The following is a 22,849-nucleotide window of genomic DNA, read 5'->3' on the forward strand; positions in this document are numbered from 1 at the left end:
AATAACTCATTAGAGAATCAATTTCATAATGCTCAGAACCAGTCGTCTTCCTGTTGCTGACGTTCCAGTTGTTTCCGGATGGCTGCCTTCAGCGGGTCCTCAGGAACATGAACCGATAGAGATCCACAGACCTTGGCCTGACAGGACAGTCGTGTACCTGATTCCAACAGTGAACCCAGCTTACGCTTTTCTGCGTCTGTTGGTGGATACAGTTCCGTCCGATGTTCTTCGTCCACGTTCACTTTGCACATCAGGCAAGCCGCTTTACCATCACATCGGGTCGTAATCTTGACTCCGGCACGTCGTGCTGCATGCAGAAGTGTTGCCCCTGGTTTGAGCGCTATCGATTTGTTCATGGGTAAAAAAGTAACTTTATAGTCCATCATTTTCCTCCCTCAACCAACTATATCCATGCAAAGCCAACAAGTTCTTCCACTTCTGCTCTGAAGCGGCTTGTCCATACATTCTGTTGACTTAACCTTGTCATTATAGGTTGATGTACAAGTGGTTGCTGACGCATCTTTGTCGCAATGGGTACATAACGATCTTCACGACCTCGCAGCAGATTAAACAACAGCTCATGCGCAAGAGGCATCAGTCGCAGGGTATGCGAACCCACTTGTGCTACTGGTGCATGCGGAGCAAGTACATGTTCAATCTCAATACGGTACCAACTTTTGCGAGCCCATATTTCGAAACCACCAACCAGTTCCAGCGCACATGCACCAACCTGATAGTGGCTTAGCAGCGAAGCATAAGGTCCAGTCTTATCCACTGTAGGCTCGTCGAGCATTTCCCCCGGAGCGATTCGGTGAAGTTCCTTAGCAGCAGCGACATCCGCATAGATATCAATATCTCTGGGAGCCTGTTGCAACTCCACCCCCTGAAGCAGCAACCCACAGCTTCCTCCAAGCAACCATGTCTGTGGCTGTGTGTTCCAGGCTTTGGCCGTTTCCAGCAAAGCCGCGTGTAATTCCGGATAACACTCTGTCCGACCCTCCGTATCATGCGGCCCCATAGGCTCACACTCCCCTCATCCGTGTTCATTGTGTCAGTTCTTATGATGTGCTTATGCGGATGTTATCCTTCAGGCATAGGAAATCAGGTCAGAGAAGCGATTCCACCAAAAAAGCCAATCAGCATAATCAAAAATGCAATTAAGGAAAGAATCCCCCGTACAATGCCTTTTGTTTTGGCACGAGCAAACGTAATCAGGAATACAGATAGTCCCATAATGAGGATGGCGACCAATGACAGCCACATCTTGTCCATTGCGCTCATAATCCAGCAGTCTCCCCTTCAGTCCGATATTCATCACTGACACTGTGACAATTGCAACCATTATAACACGAAATTCAGCTCAACTTTCCAAAAAAAAGACAAAAAAGCAAGCCGGCAGGAGCCGACTCGTCTTTTTGTCTTACTGGATCACCTGCACAAGCAGGCGTGATCTATTATTTTTTCATCATCATTTTCATTAACGATTCCATACTGCTCGGATTCAATCCGCTTTTCTTGACCGCACTCACAATATCCTTAACCGTATCCTCAGATACCGGAACTTTCGCCATGGCGGATACTTGTTTGATCAATTGGCGCAACTGAGCTTCATTCTGAATCGTCGTTGGTTTCACCGTGCTTGCCAATTTCTTGACTGCACCTTCTGTTATCGTTTTACCCGTTTTCTTGTTGATTGCATTCAGCGCATCTTTAGAAATGTTGTTACCCATTCGTCTCCCCTCCTCCGGCAATACTCATGTGTATAGTATGAGTCCGCCACAGAAAAGGTGAATAAGCTTCTTATTTCACAAGGTACGTTTAGGTAATTACAATCAGGAATGCCATTGCTCCCAGGTTTCAAGCTTCATGACTTCCATTTCAGTCTTCGGGTCACGTCCCATCAAGGCTTCAACCGCATCACGCGGCTGTCTCTCCTGAAATAAAACGTGATACAACTGATCTGCAATCGGCATTTGCACACCGTATTTTTGCGAGATGAAATAGGCAGCTTGTGTGGTTCGAATGCCCTCCACCACCATGCCCATGGACTTCAGGACATCATCCAGCTTCTGTCCTTGGCCCAACATGGAACCCGCTCTCCAGTTCCGGCTGTGCTGACTTGTAGCTGTTACAACCAGATCCCCGATTCCGGCAAGTCCCGAAAACGTTAACGGATTTGCGCCCATCTCTACACCAATACGTGTAATCTCTGCCAGACCGCGAGTTAACAACGCTGCTTTGGCATTATCACCGAATTGAAGACCATCGGACATACCTGCACCAAGAGCAATGATGTTTTTGAATGCGCCTGCCAGTTCAACACCAAGCATGTCCCGATTCGTATAAACACGGAAATAGGCATTCATAAACAAAGCTTGGGCCGCCTCGGCAGATGCCTTATCCAATGAGGCCACAACAACTGTCGTTGGGCAACGCTTCACCACTTCTTCCGCATGGCTTGGGCCAGAAAGCACAACAACACGTCCTTCTTCACATTCCAGCTCTTCTGAGATGACTGTGGACATCCGTTTCAGGCTTTCTGTCTCAAAACCTTTGGTGGCATGAATGATTAACATCTCAGGCTTATAATAAGCCTTAAGCTGATTCGTAACTGCACGCATGGCTGAAGAAGGCGCAACAATTAACACAGCTATCGCGCCTTCCACTGCAGCTTCCATATCATTGGTTGCCTGAATCCGTGGTGAAAGTTCTGCATCCGGAAGATAGCGAGTATTGGTGTGCTTGTTATTGATTTCTGTAGCTTGGTCTTCACCACGCGTCCACATCATCACGTCCAACTGATTGGCGGCAAGTACACTGGCCAGAGCCGTTCCCCAGCTCCCAGCGACCAGAACAGCAACTTTTTTAGACAACTCGTTTACCCCCTCCAGGGTTTTTCGATCCCAATTTATTTTCCTGTCCTTTGGCGAGCTTCGCAATATTGGTACGATGTCTCCAGAACGCAAACAGACAAATAATCAGACTCCCCCAGAAGATATTCATTGAATATCCGGGTAATACCAAAATAAAGATGGGTGTAAATGCTACAAAAATTAGAGACCCCAATGAAACATATCGTGTCAATACAATAGACAGAATGGCGATCACCCCAGCACATAACGCAGGCAGGAAAGCAAGGCTTACCAGAACACCAATGGCAGTCGCGATCCCTTTTCCTCCACGAAAATGGAAGTAAAGCGGCCAGTTATGTCCTGCAATGGCTGCTATACCACTGAGTGCAGGAATCCAGGCAGAACCATCGCCCAGCCAGATTCCAATCCATACAGCTGCAACACCCTTAAGTACATCAAGCAGCAGAACAGCAATTGCTGGTCCTTTACCCAAAATACGCAACGTATTGGTAGCTCCTGCATTTCCGCTTCCGTGCTGACGAATATCGATCCCCCGTATCGCTTTTGCAAGGAGGACACTAAAGCTGATTGAACCGAGCAGATAACTCAGTACAATCGCTGCGATTTGTAAAATCACACACTTCTCCCCTAACTTTCGTCGGACTTCCTCCGAGTAAATATGCGAATTGGTGTTCCTTCGAAATCAAACGCTGCACGGATTTTATTCTCCAGATAGCGCTCATATGAGAAGTGCATCAATTCCGGATCGTTCACAAAAACAACCATGGTCGGAGGCTTAACGGCAACCTGAGTCACATAGTTAATTCTCATTCTCCGTCCTTTATCCGTTGGCGGAGGGTTAATAGCTACTGCATCCGATACAACATCGTTAAGCAGATGCGTTTGTACACGTAACGAGTGTTGGTCCGCTACACGTTTTACAACCGGCAACAGTTTTTGTAAGCGTTGTTTTGTGAGGGCTGACAAAAATACGACCGGAGCATAAGTCATAAACAGGAAGTGATCCCGAATTTTCTTCTCAAACTCTTTCATCGTTTTGTCATGCTTCTCTACCACGTCCCATTTGTTTACGACAAACAAAGACGCTTTACCCGCTTCGAATGCATAACCTGCAATATGCTTGTCCTGTTCAATAATGCCTTCTTCACCATTAATGACAATCAGAACAACATCTGCACGCTCAATCGCACGCATGGCACGCATTACACTGTATTTCTCGGTTGTTTCATATACTTTACCACGCTTACGCATACCTGCTGTATCAATCAGCACGTAACGTTGGCCGTCTTTTTCAAAAGGTGTATCAATCGCATCCCGGGTCGTTCCAGCCACGTCACTTACAATAACACGCTCTTCACCCAGAATCGCGTTAACCAGTGAAGATTTACCCACATTAGGACGTCCGATCAGAGCTACACGAATGACATCCTCATCGTAAACCTCTTCCTCAAGTTCAGGCAACTTCTCCACAATCGCATCAAGCAAATCACCTACACCTGTACCGTGACTTCCGGATACGCCGATAGGCTCACCGAAACCGAACCCATAAAACTCATAAATGAGCTCACTTCGTCCGATATTATCCACTTTGTTAACGGCTACAACAATAGGCTTGCCTGAGCGGTACAACATCTCTGCGACCTCTTCATCCGATTGCGTGATTCCTGCTTTTGCATCACACATGAATACAATAACATCCGCTTCTTCAATAGCGAGCTCTGCTTGCATCCGGATTGATTTTAAGATGACATCCTCACCATCAATTTCGATACCACCTGTATCAATAATACTGAATGGTTTACCGTTCCATTCGCCGATTCCGTAGATTCGGTCACGGGTAATGCCCGGCTTGTCTTCCACAATGGCCAGTCTGTCGCCGATGATCCGATTGAAAATGGTGGATTTACCCACGTTCGGTCGTCCGACAATTGCCACAACGGGTCTTGCCATACATTCCACTCCTCCTGTCCATACTTACGATACTCATCATAGCAAAAAAGATATGTCTTGGCTAACGTTTCATGCCAAAATACTCGCAATAAAAACAATCGGCGAACCCGCCTGGGGCTCGCCGATCTTGCTTTTATTATTCAGCAAAATATGCAGTATATAACTAAGAACCATGCATTGTTAACTTATTTGAATTTGCTGAGTTTGTCACCAAACAGTTCGCCGAGCGTAGTGCTCATACCTTGATTGTTCAAGGAAACGTTTGGATTGTTGATTTCTTCACGTGGAGCGTTGTTTCTTGCAGGTCTTTCTGATTTTTGTGGTTGAGCTGGAGCTTCTTCTGTTTCTTTGATGCTCAAGCTTACACGTTGCTCAGAAGGGTTCATGTCCAAGATTTTAACTTGAACTTCTTGTCCTTCTTTCAGCACTTCATGAGGAGTGCCGATGTGTTTGTGGGAGATTTGCGAGATATGCACAAGTCCCTCAACACCAGGAGCGATTTCAACAAATGCACCGAAGTCTACCAGACGTTTTACAACACCTGTTACGATATCGCTGGAATTGAATTTTTCGCTAGCTGTTTCCCAAGGACCTGGTTGAACAGCTTTCATGCTCAGGCTGATTTTGCCTTTTTCAGGGTCAACTTTCAGCACTTTCACACTAACTTTATCACCTTCAGACAGAACGTCGGATGGTTTTTCAACGTGAGTCCAAGCCAGCTCGGATACGTGAACCAAACCGTCAACTCCGCCCACATCAACGAATGCGCCGAATTGAGTCAAACGTTGTACTGTACCTTCGATGACTTGACCTTCTTGCAAACCAGCCATAACAGTCGCTTTGTTTGCTTCGAATTCTTGCTCCAGTACGTCTTTTTGGGAAAGGATCACTTTGTTGTTCTCACGGTCGATCTCTTTCACTTTAACACGCAGTGTGCGTCCTTTGTAGTCGCTGAAGTCTTCAACGAAATGGCGTTCAACCATGGAAGCCGGGATAAATCCACGTACGCCCACGTCTGCTACCAGACCGCCTTTAACAACGTCACCTACAACAACTTCGAATACGTCTTGGTCTTCAAAATGCTTTTGCAATTGATCCCATGCGTTTTCGCTGTCGATTGCACGTTTGGACAGAACGAGTTTTTCTTTCTCGTCGTCGATGCTAAGAACTTTAGCTTCAACTTCTTGTCCAACTTCTACTGCATCAGACGCGCTGTCAACATGCAATGAAGACAGTTCACGAATTGGAATGACACCGTCATATTTATATCCAATGCTCACATAGGCTTGGTTATCTTCCAATTTGACGATGGTTCCTTTTACGGTATCTCCTTTTTTCAAGGAAACGAATTGATCCAACTCATCTTGGGTTGCTTCTTGATTTTTCATTTCTTCCGACATGTCAAATACCCTCCTCAATTCAAAAACCCCATTATATTCAAACCTGCCTGTAGCAGAGTTCAAAACACTTTCATCACTGAGTACTACAACTTAGTCTCCCTCAAAAATATGGAAACATGCACTCAGCTACTGACGAAGCCATTACTTGCTTGGCACGCCCGTTTGCACCATTTCGTTAATCTTGGACATAATCTTCTCAGTCGCTTTCTCCAGAGCTTCTCCGGATGGGTCTTCCTTGAACTCGTCCAAACTTACCGGTGCTCCGTATACAACTTTCATCTTACGAAAAACCTTGTAGTTACCGATAATAGCAGTAGGAATAACTGTAGCGCCACTGCGGAGAGCAAAACTCGCTGCTCCTTTTTTGCCGATACCTCCATCATTATGACGGCTTCCCGAGGGGAAGATTCCGAGCACTTCACCATCACGCAAAATATTGAGTGAGGTCTTGATGGATTCCTTGCTGACACCTCCACGTTTAACGGGGAAAGCGCCCACGGCTTTAATAATTCGGCCGAGTACCGGAATTTCAAACAATTCGCTTTTGGCCATGAAGCGCACCTGACGGCGAATTTTGATACCAACAGTTGGAGGATCGAAGTTACTTATATGATTGGAACATAAAAGTACGCCGCCTTCTTTCGGAATATTCTCCCGTCCAACGGCCTCCAAGCGGAAAAGAATGGTGTAAATGATCCGCAGTAATGTGCTGCAAAATGTGTAAATCATAGACCGATCTCTCCTCTGACCATTGTGCAATAAGATACGATTTTGTCAACCACTTCATGGATGTTCATCTCAGTTGTATCAAGAACGATAGCATCCTCAGCACAACGAAGCGGGGAAATTTCCCGATTCTCATCCAATTTATCACGGGTGGCAATGTCTCGCTCCAGTTGTTGCAACGTCAGTCCTTCAGAGGGGTCCAGTTCTTTGAAGCGGCGAAGCGCACGCTCTTCCACACTGGCAGTCATGAAGATTTTCACTTCCGCATCGGGCAGTACTGTCGTTCCGATATCGCGTCCATCCATGACGACGCCCTTGCGCAAAGCCATTTGCCGCTGAGTATCCACTAATTGCGTACGCAGCCCCTCGATTTGCGCATATCGGGACACGATTCCCGTCACTTCACGGGAGCGGATTTCCGAGGTTACTTCTTCCCCATTACAGAACACTTTCTGTCCGTCGGGATCCGGTTGTAAATCAATGACCAGCTTTTGGGCTTCCTGAAGTACCTGTGTCACATCTTCCGGTGTAATACCTTTCCGAAGCATATGCAAGGTTACCGCACGGTACATTGCGCCTGTGTCGACGTAGACATACGCGAGCGCCTCTGCAACCAATCGGGCCACCGTGCTTTTCCCGGCACCGGCAGGTCCGTCAATTGCAACGTTCATTTTCCCGTTCTCTGATGTGTTCTGGCTTGCCAACGGGGCATTCCTCCTCAAACGATAAACCTCAATAAAAAAACAGGCATTGCCTGCATCGTGAAAATTATACCACACTCTACACATGGATGCAAAAACAGACAAATCAACGACGTTCGGGATCATTCATCGTTTGCACTTGAATTGGCGTTCCTTCCAGGCGATCAATAGTGGTCATATTCTTTTTGAAGCCAGGTACTAACAACAGCAATTGATACACCACAAGCAGGATTAGAAGGGCTGTAATCAGAATCATAACCCTCCGTTCCATTCGCCTGGAGAAAACATAGTAGAGCCGTTCATATCTGCGGGTTGCATGACGATGATTCATGACAGATCCTCCGTTTTTTTCATTACGGTACCCGCAGATTCCTCTTTTTATGCTACAACATTCCTATTTCGTACGGTAGTCCAATTGTCGTTCAAAACAAAATTTGATGATCTTCTGGCGTTCCGAATCTGAAATCTGCACAAATTTCAGCATGCACAGCAATCTACCGGTTTCCAGTGTTTTGATCCGTACGACTTCAGCCTCAAAGTTCACATGCTCAATTGTTGAATTGCGATATGGAACAAGTAACCAGCATTTCAGCTTTTGACTTTCGGCTATCGAAAATCCTGCTTCGCCATAGATGGACAATCCACCGCCACCAATATCTTCAGTCAATCCCACGGCACGGGTCAGATCCTCACTCTGAATGGCCATTTCAAGGTTTGCATGAACACGAAGAAAGCTGCGGCGTTGAATTTTGGATATCTCGTTTGGAAGCGGCTTTCGGATACGGACAAGACGGACCACATCCTCTTCAAATCCGGTGACATAGGTATTAAAATAATGCCGGACTCCATCCTCTGTAACATATGAAATGGACAATTCCTCGCCAAAAAAGAGCCTTTTCAGACGACTGCTTCCCTGTTGCATCGGGACCTCAATCAGAAAACTACTGTCATCCATGTCTGCAATGCGTGATTTGTACTCTTTGTTTTCCTCTTTTTCATCTGCCGAAGCAATCTGGATGTATAAAATTTCATTTATATTAGGAAACAATTGGTTCACCGCCACTTTATGTATTTATCTTCGTATGTACAAGGACTATTATACCATGACCTTTCTCACATTGAACAAGAAAAAAACAGACCACATCGTGGTCTGCCGTAATTTTTTGTGCGATTGAAGTTCAGAGAACGCCAGCTGTTTATGAGGTTGCGTTGACCGGTTTGATCTCCTCCACCGCTTCTTCAATACCTGTATTCGCATTAATGTATATCCGGTAACGAGAACCGTTTATTTTCCCGCCGAATTCATAACACAGTACCTCTTTGCTATAATCATTTTCAATCAGAGATTTGCGAACATAATTTTCTTTGAATTCCGAATTAAGCTTCTGACGCGCCTGTTGCTCCGTAAGAGTTGCTTTCGGAACTTTGCGCTTGTCATTATGTTCGTAGACAAAGTCACTTGCTTGGAAGCCGGTTACTTCGCCTGTATCCAACCCAACACGAACTGACATTTTTTCAGGATAAATCAACGTGTCCCCTTGCTTGTGCACATAAGTAAGGTTACCCAGATTACCGTATTCATCGTAGTTTACAGCTTTCATATCCTTATAGCCTTTATTCGTTAAAAATTGATCTGCTTTAGCCATGGCGTCCTGACGAGATACTTTTTTGGTTCCAATTGGACGTGTATCACTATAAGAGATGAGCATTCCGCCATTGCGGGTGAAATCCATCATCAGTTTTCCATTCTTAGCATGATCAATCGTCGCCGTGTAGGATTCCCAGTCTGTCCCTTTGCCGTTCTCCTGCACTTGGATTTTGCTACTATCCGCTTCAGAGAATTTCGCAGCCTTGCTCTGAATCTGTTCTTTGGTCAGCGGCAAACCATCCAGTTTCTTCACCGTGCGTTTGGCATAAATACTGGATACGGAAGGGCCCCAATCAAGCTCCGGGTACTCCTGTACCTTTTTGTTTACGGTACGAAAACCATCGACGATCGTGTTGTCCATCGTTTGCTCTTGCGTTGCCATGGCAGTCTCCGCATCCATCCAGCGTAAACGGTCCGTGAGAACTTTCTGCTGTACATCCTGCAGATTCTTGGTAATCTCGGATGAATTCTGATACAGCTTTTTCAGGTTGCCCATTTCCTTCTCACTTAGCGGTTCGTTCGTCAAGTCACGCATCGATGCCCGATAAGCAAAGTTGGAAATACGGGAGAGAAACTCCTCTGTCTCGTTAAAGGGCAGCATGGTGAGTGGCAGTTGGTTGATCTCATTCTGCGCTTCACTGGTGAGTCGCCATACATTCATCAAACCTTTGCGATGCATCCCCTGTGATGTGGAGTGAACCGCCAAGGTGTTACCAATCTCCGAATGTAATTTGTCCATATGAAAAGATAAATCGTGAAAGGCACGCTGATATTGATTCTCTGCCTTGATCAGTATTGCATTCTTCTCCTGATTCTCCTGATAGCCCCATACGAGCGCACCGACCAGCAGGACCGCAAATATCGGAAACATAACTGAACTTAATCGTTTATACATCGGTAGAGTCTCCTTTCTTCTAAACCACTACCTCTATTGTGGATCGAAGAAAGATCTCTTATGCATGCGATTTCCAGTCCTTACACAAGCAGGCTGCTAAAGCACCGTTTGGGTCCTTCTTTTAATTCAACTGAACCCCGGTTGCCATGCCTTCCTCTTCGATTTCGAATTGGTCCCTGTTATCACAGAGGCACTGCTTGAATCCTGTCTCAATCCGGCCACGTTCTTTCTTGCCTCGTAATGTAAAACGTTCACCACATTGTTTGCATCTGATTTTAATTTTGATTCTCATCACAACGATCCCCGTTTCTGTTGGTCATTCCCCGGGAGTTTTATCGCAAAAAAATAAAAACACACCAGGGCCGCAGGCGCAATATGCGCTTTATGTCCACCAGTGTGTCCGTATTTTTATAATTTAACCTCTTCCTCCCGCTTCACAAAACGAAAAGGAGAACGGTTATTGGCGCGTGTGATTTTGCCCATTGCCCCATACCACAGGCCCGCCATTAGTGGCGCTATAAACCACAACCAATGATTAACCATAGTGTTCATGATGACATCGTACAGTGCATGCCAGAAAAAAGGTAACACGAGAGAAAGAACCAGGTACCACCGCTTTTTCTTGCCACCGATAAACTTGGCCTTGCCCATGTAATACCCCATGATTACCGCAAACATGGCATGCCCTGAAACAGGGAGCAGTGCCCGGAGGAACATGGCTGAGACGGATGCATTCCCCGCAAAGGCGTACAACACATTCTCAACTGTCGCAAATCCAAGTGAAACAGCAACTGCATATAAGATCCCGTCATACGGCTCATCAAATTCGGTGTGATTATAGATGATATGATAAAGCACGAACCATTTGACGAATTCTTCCACACCACCTGAGATCAAAATGGCCTCAAGATAAGGATTATCCCCGAGCCACATCATCATGCCACGCTGAATAATCATCACAGGCAGTACCATCAGAATTCCCATGAGGAAAACTCGCAATACCATATGAAGTGGCTCATAATCATAACGGTCTTTCAGGTAAAAGTATGTTAACAAGGCGAGACCCGGGGCAACTGCTGCCGCTAAGACCGAAAACAAAAGCACCGAAATTCCCTCCTCTGACTAAAGACGCGATTACAACTAGAGATTAATCCTGGCGTTTGAAGTGGGTGCAGATAACATCAATCGCTTGCTCAGAAATAATAACCTTACCATACTCTTCCATAACTGCTGGAGTAACCGAAGAACCTTCACCAAATTCAGCAAGCAAGGCAATCAATGCTGCATGTTTGGTGGAATCCACCTCATCTGGTTCCAAATGCAGGAACCACTTGTCTTTATAAGAATAAAGTCTCCCAGCATCCGTAACATGCTGACGCAACATATGTGCAGCTTCAATGAGCACTTCAAAGTCCTTGAACGCATAAACGATGGAATCGCTTTGCTCGAGTGTAACTTCCATTTCATATACTTCTTCAGGAAGATCATCTTCATGACCTGAACCATATTGTTGCGGATCATATTTTCCACGGGTGACAATGACAACCATCCCTTGAGCGGGAAGTGCGAATACTTCGACAGCAAGTGGACCAGTGGCATCAAATCCAAGTTCGGAATAGGCCTGATCCATCATTTCAGTGAACAGTTCATGAACCTTAGGTATTTCCTGCCACATATCTTCTTTTTGTATTCCGCGCTCGCTCAGATCGTCAAAGGTCAGGAAAATCCGTATCTTATCGTGACTTAGTCGTTCTATTTTCATACAGGATCTCCCCTTTATAAGCAAGTCTTATAACAGATTATGAAGCACAAAACAATATGTGCTGAAAATAAATCTATGTAGTTATGTTATCATTTTATACCTCTAAATGCACGAAGTAAAATCGACAAAAAAAGAATCATTCCACAGCAAATCAATACTGTGGATGATTCTAATTGGAGGTTTTGGTTTATAAACCCGGTACTGTTGTGTTTGTTTGAGTTAAAATCTGCTCAACTTCATGCTTCACATCCGGATTGGTGCGAATAAAATCTTTGAGCATGCTCATATTCGCTTCTTTTTCCTGCGGAGTGATTGTGCTTACGTTTTTTGCTGCTGGGCTTTTGTGTGATTCGCCATGTTGATTTTGCTTGCTGGTGAACCCATCCATACCCGGGAAAGTCATCTCCATCATCTTATGTTTTGCCTGATCCATCATGTTTCGTGATGAACCCGAAGACAGCATGGGCAACTTGCCTTTAGACAGCCACGAGCTGGCTGCTACGCCAATTACAATGCCCCAAAAAAAGGATGACGCCTTCATTACACCAACCTCCTTTAAGTGTTAAAATCACATGTAGTGTTTGCGGGAGCGAGCGATCTCATTCCGTATAAATACAGGAAAGCGAGTTGAAATCATGTTCAGACATACCGCCGCATTGATTATAGCTGCAAGTTTGCTGCTATCAGCCTGTGGGGCAGCGGAAGAAAAAACATCAGAAAATTCGGCACCAGCGAGCGAACCCACTACCACAATTCAAGAAGAGCAACGTGATTCTAACCCAACTGAAACAGGAGAACCCGGAACTGGCGTGACCCAGCCTTCAACGGGCGAATCAACTGCGCCAGAAGAAGAACCTGAACCTGCGGAGCAGGGTTCTGCAGAAGAGAAAGTGGAACAGACGTATCATATGAATGAAAATTATTATATTAAACCGAATGATGAGACGAGCCCAAGCAAAGTGGTCTTGTTAACTTTCGATGATGGACCCAAAGAAGAAAAAATGATTACTTCACTAATCGACACTTTAGATAAACATAACGCTAAAGCGATATTTTTCGTCAATGGATATCGGGTGAAAAGCCATCCGGAATTGCTCAAACTCATCCATGAACGGGGTCAGATTGTAGGCAATCATGCCTGGGATCATGAGGATCTCAAAAAAATGTCTATCGCTGAGGCGGCAAAACAGGTTACAGATGTCCAAAAAATAGTGAAGGACACCATCGGTGAGGAACCGCAATTCTTCCGCCCCCCTTTTGGATCGGGTAATGATGCACTAAAGACTACTGTGAAAAAAAATGGCATGTTATACATGACGTGGTCTAATGGTTCGCTTGATTGGGATAAAAGCACCAAAAACAAACCAGAAAAAGTTATTCAAAATGTACTGGACCAGTTAAATCCCGGTAGCAATATTTTGATGCACGAGTTGCCATGGACGGTTGAAGCATTGGATGAGTTGCTAACCAAGCTCGAAAAGAAAGGCTATTCCTTTGTCGATCCGCGTGCAATTGAATTGGAAGCTCGTTAATTCTTAATTTTGCGCATCAAAATGAAACAGCCTTGATCCAATGGATCAAGGCTGTTTTTCTATGAGTGCTTTTTTCGCAGGCACTCTTAACGTAATGATGTGCATCTCCGCAGGACAACCTAGTCGGAGAGGAAGATGATTGGTCCCGTATCCTCTGCTAACAAGCATTTTGCCTTCTTGATGAACGTCATCCGGACTACGCTTAAGGGAATACCACCCATTCGATATGGGACGATACGCTCTGCTCAGGAACACAGGTCCGAAAAAAGGTAATACCAATTGTCCGCCATGTGTATGGCCGCTCAAGATTAGATCTGCATTTTGCTCCAAGCGAAGAGCCTGCAAAGGATCATGCACGATGGCAATTTTGCAAAAACGGTCGCCGACCTGCTCTAGTAATACATCTCCCTGTTTGGAACGATAGTCTATACCGATCAAGCTCACTCTGTCTTTGCCCCTCCGCAAATATACGATGGTATCCTGCAAGAGCTGAACACCAGATTCCCGAAGGATTCGAGCAAGTTGAGCGGTACCCGCCCTCTTGTCATGGTTGCCATACACCGTAAACGAAGGAGCAATGTTCGATAAGAGTTTCATATTATGTCTAACTATGGACCATGAGATTCCTTTTTCCGCAACGTCCCCACCGATCAGAAGCCAGTCCACCTTGTTTTTAAAGTTTTCCAAATTCTTCTGCTTCAGCTTACGTTTGTGCGTGTCGGATACATACAAAATCATAGCCCCGTCAAAGGATGGTGGCAGATGAGGAACTTCAACCTCTTCTTCAATCATTTGATGAACATGGGCTTCACGCCACATATGAAAGAGTAGTACAACTCCCATCAAAATGATTAAACCTGCGATGAATAGCATTACCACGGCAAGGGAAGGAACGTATTCAGAGCAGGTGCCCCTTTTACCCCCCACCAAACTAGACTAATCGTTAACATGACAAAAATAAAAATGAGTGAATTGACAAACCTCTTGCTCAATTTTAGTCGACGTGAAGGATGTAATTCTGTCCGCGTAGGAAGCGAACCCGCTTCGGGGATCGATTCTTCCGTTGATGTTGGCGTTTTTTTGTAGCGTGATGGTGCTCTTTGTGGTAGTACTGGACTTTCCAGCTTTTCTGTATAGGGCTTGCGCTGTGATCTAGGTATGGAAACGGAAGTTATTGGTGTGATAACTCCAACTTCAGCAGCGGCTGACGTTTCAGCAACCAGGCTTACTTGAGAAGCCACCTTACGCTCGGATGTCTCTTTTTTATCCGATTGACGATGGCGCTGACTGCCATATGTCTTCATTCTGCTTAATGGCTGATTCATGATCCCCTCCGAAAACGTATCGCTAATCCGGACACCAAATCAATTATAAAGTGACATAATATAGGCGCCCATAATGTGCCGGATTGCATGTAAATCCAACCCAATCCATAACTTGAGACAAACACCCATCCTGTTGGAATCCAGTGCCGCAAATAACGAATGTGGATAACTGCAAATAAAATACTTGTCCAGTAAGGACCGATGGCATGTTGAATGGCTCCACGGAATAATAATTCCTCACACACAGCAACAATGGCTGCTATACATACAATGTGCCAGATCGGACGCCCACGAAACAACATCTCGTTAATTCCACCGTCATCCATACTTTCCTGAGGTATAACATACGACAGTACCAAGTCCATAACAAGCATTACGCCAGCAAGACCAAGACCCCACCATATAAATTGGTAATTGTCGGGCCATGCGAGTACATCTAACAAGTTTCGTTTCTGCAATAAAATCCATACAACCCCGATTATCAGTGTTAAACCTTGTGTAAAGTATAGATTGATTAAAAGCAAACGCTCGGTAAGCTGCTGTGGCTCAGCCTTCTGAATCTTGAACTTGGGAATCTTGAATTTTTTCATCGGATGCGTCTGTCCTCTTGAGTTAAATTTGATGGATAACAATTACGTTGTCCAATCGGATAGTATACTAAATGATAGCCAAAAAACCAAATAGGTTCAAGGCCTGCCCGAAGTCCCGGTTTTGAGTCAATGTCATTACTTCATTAAAGCAGTAAAATCCGGTTCATCAAACAGCATATATTCCATCTCGTTAGGGTATGTATAGTAACTGTTTCATGGCTTATGGTGACTTGGTTTAAGTATGAATCGCAAGACATCTGCAATCCAATTTAAAACATTTAAGCCTATTGACATGCTCATGTCAGCCATGATACATTATGAAAAAATTAGTCACGTTAAACACGATGATGGAAAAAAGACGTTGCTTCGTCTTCCAGAGAGCCGATGGTAGGTGTGAATCGGTGGCAGGCAAATGGTCTTGAGCGCTCCTGAGTTATTGCATTGAAATTGGAGTAGGTGCAATCGGTTTAGACCCGTTATCCTCTTCGGTCTTCATTGACCGCTAAGACTGTCGTTGCGAAACGGCGGTGAATTAGGGTGGTACCACGACAACTCTCGTCCCTTATTGCGCAAGCAGTATGTGGATTGAGAGTTTTTTGATTATTTTAAAGGATATCTGTGGGATCACTCTATTTGCTTCACCTTCCCCCTCTGTTGCGACACCGCGTTGTTGGGCGGAAGAATCAACCTGGTTTTAAGGAATACCTCTTCGCTGAGGTCAGACCTTGACGATATAGATACACATACCTAAGGAGGAAGAAACCATGTACAAAGTGTTAGTGTCGGACCCAATCAGTGATCTGGGGATCCAGCAACTGGTGGATGCAAATGATGTTGTTGTTGAAAAGAAAACCGGTCTTAGTGAAGATGAACTTGTTGCCATTATTGGTGACTATGATGCCCTCTTGGTTCGCAGCCAGACTCGTGTTACAGATCGTATTATGACGGCTGGTACCAACCTTAAGGTGATCGGACGTGCAGGCGTTGGTGTAGATAATATTGATCTGGAAGCCGCTACACAACGTGGTATCATCGTTATTAACGCACCTGACGGCAATACCATCACAACCTGTGAGCACACGTTTGCCATGATGATGGCACTGGCACGACACATTCCTCAGGCATACGCCAAAACCATTCAAGGTACGTGGGATCGTAAAACCTTCCTGGGTGTGGAATTAAGAAATAAAACGCTGGGTGTACTGGGCATGGGACGGATCGGTAGTGAGGTTGCCAAGCGCGCCAAAGCATTCGGAATGGACATTCTTGCTTACGACCCGTTCCTCACGGAAGAGCGTGCCGAGAAGCTGCAAGTGAAGCTGGCTAGTGTAGATGATATCATTCGCAATGCGGACTTCATGACCGTTCACACTCCATTAACACCGGAAACACGGCACATGATTTCACGTCCACAATTCGAAGTTATGAAAAAAGGAATGCGTATCATCAACTGTGCCCGTGGTGGTGTAGTTGACGAGATGGCACTTGTGGAAGCTATTGACGAAGGAATTGTTGCCGGAGCAGCATTTGACGTATTTGAAAGTGAACCACCTGCTCAGGACCACCCATTCCTGAATCATCCTAGCATTATTGTCACACCTCACCTTGGTGCATCCACTGTTGAGGCACAAGAAAACGTAGCGATTGACGTATCCGAACAAGTTCTTCACATTCTGCGCAATGAACCGTTCAAGAACGCAGTTAACATGCCGGCTGTTGCACCAACGGTTATGAACAAATTGCAGCCTTATTTCAAACTGGGTGAAACATTGGGTAGTTTTGCAGCACAGATTACACAAAATGCAGTGCAGGAGATTCGGATCGACTACGCTGGTGACCTTTCTGAAGTAGATACGTCTCCTCTCACTCGTTACATCGTGAAGGGTATTCTAGCAAGACATTTGGGTGGAGAAGCTAATATCGTCAACTCCATGCATTTGGCCAAAATCCGTGATCTGAATGTGGTTGTAAGCCAAACCTCTGCAACTAAAGGATTTACTAACCTGATTACCGTAACCTTGGTTACGACCCAGGATGCTGAGGAACGTCGTGTAGCAGGTACTTTGCTTGCAGGTTATGGAGAACGTATTGTTCGCCTGGACAAATTCCCGGTAGATATCGCTCCGGAAAGTCATCAAATCTTGATCTCCCATAACGATAAACCAGGTATTATCGGACGTGTAGGAACTCTGCTTGGACAAAATGAGGTCAACATCGCATCCATGCAAGTGGGACGGAAAATCATTGGTGGTGCTGCCATCATGATCCTGACCGTGGATAAAGCCGTTCCAAAAGATGTTCTTGTTCAGCTTGCTGCCCTTCCAGAAATTAATACAGCTGTTGAAATCGTGCTGGAATAGTTACTTATCATTCAGTAGGAATCAAAAGAGACGAACCCCAAAGGGTCCGTCTCTTTTTTGTAGTTAGCTCAAGCGGATAATGTTAAGCGTGGCACCTGGTGGTGCTAGAACAGCTGTGGCTATCAGCCCGAACAATTGAAGCTGAATGGTCGAACCCGCTGTGGCAGTGATAATAAAATCGGTTGCCAATTGGCTTAGAGAGAGCACTGGTGAGATTACACTCGCCGGTACTACAGCCCCATTAAGCAAAATCCGTGATTGTACGGCGATTGCTGCTGTCAGATTAACTTTGTAACTGATATAGTATCTGCCTGCTGTAGCCAGCGTGAAGGTATCATTCCCTCCATTTACCGTAATACCTGTTCCAATGTTCTGGTTTGCAGGAAGAGCAACGACTGTTCCGCCCAAAATAACAAGGATGGTACCATTCGTATTCTCTGCGTACGAAGAAGCTGCCGTGACCGATGTTCCTGTCACGCCCGTTGCACCGGTTGCGCCTGTTATACCGACTCCGGTTGCTCCGGTTGCGCCAGTAACTCCCGTACTTCCCGTTACGCCAACACCGGTTGCCCCAGTTATACCTGTGGCTCCTGTTCCTCCTGTTCCTCCAGTTGCACCAGTTGCACCCGTGCTTCCGGTTACGCCGACTCCGGTCGCTCCGGTTATACCTGTGGCTCCTGTTAATCCAGTCGCACCCGTTGCTCCCGTGCTTCCGGTTACGCTGACTCCGGTCGCTCCGGTTATACCTGTGGCTCCTGTTAATCCAGTCGCACCCGTTGCTCCCGTGCTTCCGGTTACGCTGACTCCGGTCGCTCCGGTTATACCTGTGGCTCCTGTTAATCCAGTCGCTCCTGTTGCACCCGTGCTTCCGGTTACGCTAACTCCGGTTGCCCCGGTCAATCCTGTGACTCCAGTTGCCCCAGTTCCTCCGGTAACTCCTGTTAATCCCGTACTTCCCGTTACACTTACTCCCGTGGCTCCTGTAAACCCAGTCGCCCCAGTCAATCCTATGATGCCCGTTGCTCCAGTTTCACCAGTAATCCCTGTTGTTCCCGTGCTACCTGTTACGCTGACCCCCGTAGCTCCCGTGACGCCAGTTGCTCCAGTGCCTCCGGTAGCTCCTGTTAATCCCGTACTTCCCGTTACACTTATTCCCGTGGCTCCTGTAAACCCAGTCGTCCCAGTTACTCCTGTGACGCCAGTTGCTCCGGTTCCACCAGTTATCCCTGTTGTTCCCGTGCTACCTGTTACGCTGACACCCGTAGCTCCCGTAACCCCACTCGCCCCAGTTATTCCTGTGACGCCAGTTGCTCCGGTTTCACCAGTTACACCTGTTGATCCCGTGCTACCTGTTACGCTGACCCCCGTAGCTCCCGTAACTCCAGTCGCCCCAGTTACTCCTGTGACGCCAGTTGCTCCGGTTTCGCCAGTTATCCCTGTTGTTCCCGTGCTACCTGTTACGCTGACACCCGTAGCTCCCGTAGCCCCACTCGCCCCAGTCAATCCTGTGACGCCCGTTGCTCCGGTTTCACCAGTTATCCCTGTTGTTCCCGTACTACCTGTTACGCTAACCCCCGTAGCTCCCGTAACTCCAGTCGCTCCAGTTATTCCTGTGACGCCTGTTGCTCCGGTTTCACCAGTTATCCCTGTTGCTCCCGTACTGCCTGTTACGCTGACACCCGTAGCTCCCGTAGCTCCACTCGCCCCAGTTATTCCTGTGATGCCGGTTGCTCCGGTTTCACCGGTAGTACCCGTTAATCCCGTACTTCCGGTTACACTGACCCCGGTAGCTCCCGTAACTCCAGTCCCCCCGGTCAATCCCGTTACGCCAGTTGCTCCGGTTTCACCAGTACTGCCCGTTGCTCCAGCTCCAGTTGCACCCGTAACACCTGTTGCGCCTGCACCCGCAATTAATGTGTAATCCGGTGATGTGCCCGGGGTGCCCGTCGGCGATGCTACATTCGCAATATACGTGCTGCCGTTAAACGTTACGACTTGACCTGCTGGATATGTCGGTGATACTGCTGGATCAAACGGTACAACCCCCGTGAGACCTGCGCCCGTTGCGCCTGTGGATCCAGTTGCGCCTGATGCCCCTGTAACTCCTGTAACTCCAGTTTCTCCCGTCACTCCGACGCCAGTCGCACCCGTTACACCGGTGGCTCCTGCACCAGCAAGCAACGTATAATCTGGCGAGGTTCCTGGTGTTCCCGTTGGCGATGCCACATTGGCGATATACGTACTGCCGTTAAATGTGACTACCTGACCCACTGGATACGTAGGCGCTACCGCTGGATCGAATGGCACAACTCCTGTCAGACCTGCACCTGTTACACCCGTTGCTCCAGTACTTCCGGTTTCTCCTACTCCTGTTGCACCCGTTGCTCCTGAACCAGCAATCAAGGTGTAGTCTGGTGATGTGCCCGGCGTACCTGTTGGTGATGCCACATTCGCAATATACGTGCTGCCGTTGAACGTCACGACCTGACCCGCTGGATATGTCGGTGCTACTACCGGGTCAAATGGTACAATGCCACTTAATCCTACGCCTGTGGCCCCTGTTACGCCAGATGCACCTGTAACCCCTGTACTCCCCGTCACTCCAACTCCGGTTGCACCCGTAACTCCCGTTGCTCCCGCGCCGGCAAGCAACGTGTAATCCGGGGAAGTTCCGGGCGTTCCTGTTGGTGACGCCACATTCGCAATATACGTACTTCCATTGAACGTTACGACCTGACCCGCTGGATACGTTGGCGCCACAGCTGGATCGAATGGCACTATGCCACTTAAACCCACGCCTGTGGCTCCCGTTGCACCTGACGCTCCTGTGGCTCCTGTGGGACCTGCACCTGCAAGCAATGTGTAGTCCGGCGAAGTGCCTGGTGTTCCTGTAGGGGAAGCCACATTGGTTATATACGTACTACCGTTAAATGTCACAACCTGACCGGCTGGATATGTCGGAGCTACTGCAGGGTCAAATGGAACAACACCATCTAAACCGATGCCTGTCGCTCCAGTAACGCCCGTTGCTCCCGCGCCCGCAAGCAATGTGTAATCTGGCGACGTACCCGGCGTTCCCGTTGGCGATGCCACATTCGCAATATACGTACTACCGTTGAACGTCACGACCTGACCCGCTGGATATGTCGGAGCTACTGCTGGATCAAACGGCACAATACCTGTCAAACCTGTACCAGTTGCTCCGGTGCTTCCCGTGACCCCCGCCCCGGTTGGCCCAGTGACACCCGTGGCTCCTGCACCAGCAAGTAATGTATAATCCGGTGACGTACCTGGTGTTCCCGTTGGCGATGCCACATTGGCGATATACGTGCTTCCATTAAACGTTACAACTTGACTCGAAGGATACGTTGGGGCTACGGCTGGATCGAATGGCAAAATACCTGTCAATCCTGCACCAGTTGCTCCCGTTACACCTGATGCCCCTGTGGCTCCTGTAGGTCCTGCACCTGCGAGCAATGTGTAGTCTGGCGAACTGCCTGGGGTACCCGTAGGAGAAGCCACATTGGTTATATACGTACTGCCATTAAAGGTAACGACCTGACCAGCTGGGTACGTTGGAGCTACTGCAGGGTCAAACGGAACTGCACCATTTAGGCCTATGCCCGTAGCTCCAGTCGCACCTGTAACACCTGATCCTGCCAGTAAAGTATAGTCTGGCGAACTGCCTGGCGTACCTGTTGGCGATGCGACATTCGTAATGTAGGTACTGCCGCCAAACGTGACGATCTGTCCAGCTGGATAGGTTGGTGCTAATGCCGGATCGAACGGCACGATGCCACTTAATCCTACACCTGTGGCTCCGGTTGCCCCAGTCGTTCCTGCACCTGTGGCTCCCGCAGCCGCAAGTAGCGTGTAGTCCGGCGAGCTTCCTGGAACTCCTCCAGGATTTGCAACATTCGTAATGTAAGTACTACCGTTATACGTAACGACCTGACTGGCTGGATATGTCGGGGACTGAGCTGGATCAAAAGAAGTTATTCCTGTTAAACCTGCACCGGTTGCTCCTGTAGCCCCTGCAGCAGCAATTAATGTATAATCCGATGAAATTCCCGGTGTTCCTATTGGACCAGCTACGCTTGTAATGTAAGTGCTACCGTTATACGTAATTACTTGACCTGCGGGATAACCCTGCGCGAGCGCTGGATCAAAAGCTAAGGCTCCAGTCAAACCAGCTCCGGTTGCCCCCGTTGCTCCAGTCGTTCCACCCGACAACAAAAGAGTGTAGTCTGGGGAACTTCCCGGTGTACCCAATGGACCGTTTACATTGGCAACATAAAGACTGCCCTCATAGCTAACGACCTGACCCTGAGCATATGTCGGTCCAAGTGCAGGATCATATTCAGTAATATTGTTTAAACCCACACCAGGTGTTCCTGCCGGACCCTGCGCTCCCTGTGGGCCAACTGGCCCCACTGGTCCTACTGGTCCAATTCCTCCTGCTAGTCCCGCAGGCCCTTTCACCCCAGGGACGCCTGGTACACCCGGTACGCCCGGAACTCCTGGTACACCTGGAACTCCTGGGACCCCTGGTGGGCCAGCGGGTCCGGTAATGCCCCCGGTTCCGAAAGTCGTCGTTGCCCGACTTAAGGATACAGATATCGAACGGATTAACCCCACAAGTTTATCTTTTTCTGCAGGCGGCACTTCCAGGAGTAACGTCACACTTAACAAGTCATCCAGTAAGTTTTGCAAGTTGCCTGCAAGATTAATTAAAGGGACAGGCACAACCTCTGAGCCTGCAATCGTCAATTCCAATACGGCTTGCAATTCTGCTTTTACCCCGGCACGAAATCCAGAATTATTTACAAAAGTAAGCAACTGGCGCAACCCGTTTTGCAATGCTAGTATGTTGGCTGAAGTTGGCTGACTGATCGCAGCAGGAATAGTTACAGCTAGAGAATCAAGAATGGATGTGAACTGTTCCAGTTCACTTGATGTTATGGGGATAAATGGAGAGCCCGCTCTGAAAGATCTGCCTTCCAGAAATGCTTTAATATTGACCCTTTTTCGATCATCGGACATGCTTAACTCAATCCTCCTCTAACTCGCTTGTTTTTCAAGCTTAT

At 47.3% G+C, this 22,849-nt stretch carries 23 protein-coding genes and 1 other annotated feature; of the genes, 2 read left to right on the forward strand and 21 right to left on the reverse strand.

The annotated features are described in order from the left end of the window. Nucleotides 1–32: 32 nt before the first annotated feature. The 17 genes from MHI06_RS18430 to MHI06_RS18510 form a co-directional block, all read right to left on the reverse strand. The gene (locus MHI06_RS18430) at nt 33–383 is read right to left on the reverse strand and encodes a 2Fe-2S iron-sulfur cluster-binding protein (RefSeq protein WP_340402147.1); all 351 of its coding nucleotides are present in this window, start codon (nt 381–383) and stop codon (nt 33–35) included. 20 nt (nt 384–403) lie between these two features. Continuing rightward, nucleotides 404–1,018, reverse strand: a complete 615-nt coding sequence (locus MHI06_RS18435) for a hypothetical protein (RefSeq protein WP_340398705.1) — start codon at nt 1,016–1,018, stop codon at nt 404–406. Nucleotides 1,019–1,101: 83 nt separating this feature from the next. Further along, nucleotides 1,102–1,281, reverse strand: a complete 180-nt coding sequence (locus MHI06_RS18440; RefSeq protein WP_017687688.1) for a DUF2768 family protein — start codon at nt 1,279–1,281, stop codon at nt 1,102–1,104. Nucleotides 1,282–1,454: 173 nt separating this feature from the next. After that, complete coding sequence (locus MHI06_RS18445; protein WP_017687687.1) at nt 1,455–1,730, reverse strand: stage VI sporulation protein F; 276 nt, start codon at nt 1,728–1,730, stop codon at nt 1,455–1,457. A 102-nt stretch (nt 1,731–1,832) separates the two neighbouring features. Further along, nucleotides 1,833–2,873: an NAD(P)H-dependent glycerol-3-phosphate dehydrogenase gene (locus MHI06_RS18450; RefSeq protein WP_169482444.1), complete on the reverse strand. Its 1,041-nt coding sequence runs from the start codon at nt 2,871–2,873 to the stop codon at nt 1,833–1,835. Next, a complete protein-coding gene (gene plsY, locus MHI06_RS18455; protein WP_062835203.1) occupies nt 2,866–3,489 on the reverse strand; it encodes a glycerol-3-phosphate 1-O-acyltransferase PlsY in 624 nt (207 codons plus the stop codon). The genes MHI06_RS18450 and plsY overlap by 8 nt, the downstream gene beginning before the upstream one ends. An 11-nt stretch (nt 3,490–3,500) precedes the next feature. Further along, a complete protein-coding gene (gene der / locus MHI06_RS18460; protein ID WP_169482442.1) occupies nt 3,501–4,823 on the reverse strand; it encodes a ribosome biogenesis GTPase Der in 1,323 nt (440 codons plus the stop codon). A gap of 185 nt (nt 4,824–5,008) precedes the next feature. Beyond that, nucleotides 5,009–6,223, reverse strand: coding sequence for a 30S ribosomal protein S1 (gene rpsA / locus MHI06_RS18465; protein ID WP_062835205.1), 1,215 nt, complete (start codon nt 6,221–6,223; stop codon nt 5,009–5,011). Between the two features lie 141 nt (nt 6,224–6,364). Further along, nucleotides 6,365–6,952 (reverse strand): lysophospholipid acyltransferase family protein, encoded by a 588-nt coding sequence (locus tag MHI06_RS18470; RefSeq protein WP_062835206.1) that lies wholly within the window; start codon nt 6,950–6,952, stop codon nt 6,365–6,367. Beyond that, on the reverse strand, nt 6,949–7,653 hold the full coding sequence (gene cmk / locus MHI06_RS18475) for a (d)CMP kinase (protein ID WP_145322518.1): 705 nt from the start codon (nt 7,651–7,653) through the stop codon (nt 6,949–6,951). Before cmk ends, MHI06_RS18470 begins: the two co-directional genes overlap by 4 nt. 103 nt (nt 7,654–7,756) lie before the next feature. Continuing rightward, complete coding sequence (locus tag MHI06_RS18480; protein WP_169482438.1) at nt 7,757–7,981, reverse strand: hypothetical protein; 225 nt, start codon at nt 7,979–7,981, stop codon at nt 7,757–7,759. Between the two features lie 63 nt (nt 7,982–8,044). Further along, on the reverse strand, nt 8,045–8,698 hold the full coding sequence (locus MHI06_RS18485) for a flagellar brake domain-containing protein (protein WP_340398706.1): 654 nt from the start codon (nt 8,696–8,698) through the stop codon (nt 8,045–8,047). 148 nt (nt 8,699–8,846) lie between these two features. Then, nucleotides 8,847–10,193 (reverse strand): germination protein YpeB, encoded by a 1,347-nt coding sequence (gene ypeB / locus MHI06_RS18490; RefSeq protein ID WP_340398708.1) that lies wholly within the window; start codon nt 10,191–10,193, stop codon nt 8,847–8,849. 121 nt (nt 10,194–10,314) lie between these two features. Continuing rightward, nucleotides 10,315–10,485, reverse strand: a complete 171-nt coding sequence (locus MHI06_RS18495) for a hypothetical protein (RefSeq protein WP_167350887.1) — start codon at nt 10,483–10,485, stop codon at nt 10,315–10,317. A gap of 116 nt (nt 10,486–10,601) precedes the next feature. After that, nucleotides 10,602–11,297 (reverse strand): glutamic-type intramembrane protease PrsW, encoded by a 696-nt coding sequence (gene prsW / locus MHI06_RS18500; protein WP_062835211.1) that lies wholly within the window; start codon nt 11,295–11,297, stop codon nt 10,602–10,604. Between the two features lie 43 nt (nt 11,298–11,340). Then, a complete protein-coding gene (locus MHI06_RS18505) occupies nt 11,341–11,955 on the reverse strand; it encodes a genetic competence negative regulator (protein ID WP_062835212.1) in 615 nt (204 codons plus the stop codon). A gap of 187 nt (nt 11,956–12,142) precedes the next feature. Beyond that, nucleotides 12,143–12,496: a hypothetical protein gene (locus tag MHI06_RS18510; protein ID WP_169482434.1), complete on the reverse strand. Its 354-nt coding sequence runs from the start codon at nt 12,494–12,496 to the stop codon at nt 12,143–12,145. A gap of 94 nt (nt 12,497–12,590) precedes the next feature. On the opposite strand from MHI06_RS18510, the gene MHI06_RS18515 reads away from it, so the two are divergent. Further along, a complete protein-coding gene (locus tag MHI06_RS18515) occupies nt 12,591–13,487 on the forward strand; it encodes a polysaccharide deacetylase family protein (protein WP_340398709.1) in 897 nt (298 codons plus the stop codon). Between the two features lie 45 nt (nt 13,488–13,532). Here the strand turns inward: MHI06_RS18515 and MHI06_RS18520 are convergent, their stop codons facing one another. Genes MHI06_RS18520 through MHI06_RS18530 form a run of 3 tightly spaced genes read right to left on the reverse strand, consistent with a single transcriptional unit; the run spans nt 13,533 to nt 15,402 of the window. Then, nucleotides 13,533–14,330, reverse strand: a complete 798-nt coding sequence (locus MHI06_RS18520) for a metallophosphoesterase (protein ID WP_340402148.1) — start codon at nt 14,328–14,330, stop codon at nt 13,533–13,535. Nucleotides 14,331–14,359: 29 nt separating this feature from the next. Beyond that, nucleotides 14,360–14,812 carry a hypothetical protein gene (locus MHI06_RS18525; protein ID WP_340398710.1) on the reverse strand — a complete coding sequence of 151 codons (453 nt, stop codon included), beginning with the start codon at nt 14,810–14,812 and terminating at the stop codon, nt 14,360–14,362. Next, nucleotides 14,809–15,402, reverse strand: a complete 594-nt coding sequence (locus MHI06_RS18530; protein ID WP_169482429.1) for a type II CAAX endopeptidase family protein — start codon at nt 15,400–15,402, stop codon at nt 14,809–14,811. Before MHI06_RS18530 ends, MHI06_RS18525 begins: the two co-directional genes overlap by 4 nt. Before the next feature lie 335 nt (nt 15,403–15,737). After that, nucleotides 15,738–15,968, forward strand: a binding site (T-box leader). 198 nt (nt 15,969–16,166) lie between these two features. Here MHI06_RS18530 and serA point away from each other — a divergent pair. Then, the gene (gene serA / locus MHI06_RS18535; protein WP_062835218.1) at nt 16,167–17,762 is read left to right on the forward strand and encodes a phosphoglycerate dehydrogenase; all 1,596 of its coding nucleotides are present in this window, start codon (nt 16,167–16,169) and stop codon (nt 17,760–17,762) included. A 63-nt stretch (nt 17,763–17,825) separates the two neighbouring features. Here serA and MHI06_RS18540 read toward each other — a convergent pair whose 3' ends face one another. After that, entirely contained in the window at nt 17,826–22,805 is a 4,980-nt protein-coding gene (locus MHI06_RS18540) for a collagen-like repeat preface domain-containing protein (RefSeq protein WP_340398711.1), read from the reverse strand. Between the last annotated feature and the right edge of the window lie 44 nt (nt 22,806–22,849).

This window comes from Paenibacillus sp. FSL H8-0079 (genome assembly GCF_037991315.1).
Classification (GTDB): domain Bacteria; phylum Bacillota; class Bacilli; order Paenibacillales; family Paenibacillaceae; genus Paenibacillus.

Excerpts from the sequence above, each read along its gene's own strand:
- MHI06_RS18430 (WP_340402147.1), bottom strand. The coding sequence starts at position 383 with ATGGACTATAAAGTTACTTTTTTACCCATGAACAAATCGATAGCGCTC.
- MHI06_RS18435 (WP_340398705.1), bottom strand. The coding sequence starts at position 1,018 with ATGGGGCCGCATGATACGGAGGGTCGGACAGAGTGTTATCCGGAATTA.
- MHI06_RS18440 (WP_017687688.1), bottom strand. The coding sequence starts at position 1,281 with ATGAGCGCAATGGACAAGATGTGGCTGTCATTGGTCGCCATCCTCATT.
- MHI06_RS18445 (WP_017687687.1), bottom strand. The coding sequence starts at position 1,730 with ATGGGTAACAACATTTCTAAAGATGCGCTGAATGCAATCAACAAGAAA.
- der (WP_169482442.1), bottom strand. The coding sequence starts at position 4,823 with ATGGCAAGACCCGTTGTGGCAATTGTCGGACGACCGAACGTGGGTAAA.
- rpsA (WP_062835205.1), bottom strand. The coding sequence starts at position 6,223 with ATGTCGGAAGAAATGAAAAATCAAGAAGCAACCCAAGATGAGTTGGAT.
- MHI06_RS18470 (WP_062835206.1), bottom strand. The coding sequence starts at position 6,952 with ATGATTTACACATTTTGCAGCACATTACTGCGGATCATTTACACCATT.
- MHI06_RS18480 (WP_169482438.1), bottom strand. The coding sequence starts at position 7,981 with ATGAATCATCGTCATGCAACCCGCAGATATGAACGGCTCTACTATGTT.
- ypeB (WP_340398708.1), bottom strand. The coding sequence starts at position 10,193 with ATGTATAAACGATTAAGTTCAGTTATGTTTCCGATATTTGCGGTCCTG.
- MHI06_RS18495 (WP_167350887.1), bottom strand. The coding sequence starts at position 10,485 with ATGAGAATCAAAATTAAAATCAGATGCAAACAATGTGGTGAACGTTTT.
- MHI06_RS18505 (WP_062835212.1), bottom strand. The coding sequence starts at position 11,955 with ATGAAAATAGAACGACTAAGTCACGATAAGATACGGATTTTCCTGACC.
- MHI06_RS18510 (WP_169482434.1), bottom strand. The coding sequence starts at position 12,496 with ATGAAGGCGTCATCCTTTTTTTGGGGCATTGTAATTGGCGTAGCAGCC.
- MHI06_RS18515 (WP_340398709.1), top strand. The coding sequence starts at position 12,591 with ATGTTCAGACATACCGCCGCATTGATTATAGCTGCAAGTTTGCTGCTA.
- MHI06_RS18520 (WP_340402148.1), bottom strand. The coding sequence starts at position 14,330 with ATGGGAGTTGTACTACTCTTTCATATGTGGCGTGAAGCCCATGTTCAT.
- MHI06_RS18525 (WP_340398710.1), bottom strand. The coding sequence starts at position 14,812 with ATGAATCAGCCATTAAGCAGAATGAAGACATATGGCAGTCAGCGCCAT.
- MHI06_RS18530 (WP_169482429.1), bottom strand. The coding sequence starts at position 15,402 with ATGAAAAAATTCAAGATTCCCAAGTTCAAGATTCAGAAGGCTGAGCCA.
- serA (WP_062835218.1), top strand. The coding sequence starts at position 16,167 with ATGTACAAAGTGTTAGTGTCGGACCCAATCAGTGATCTGGGGATCCAG.
- MHI06_RS18540 (WP_340398711.1), bottom strand. The coding sequence starts at position 22,805 with ATGTCCGATGATCGAAAAAGGGTCAATATTAAAGCATTTCTGGAAGGC.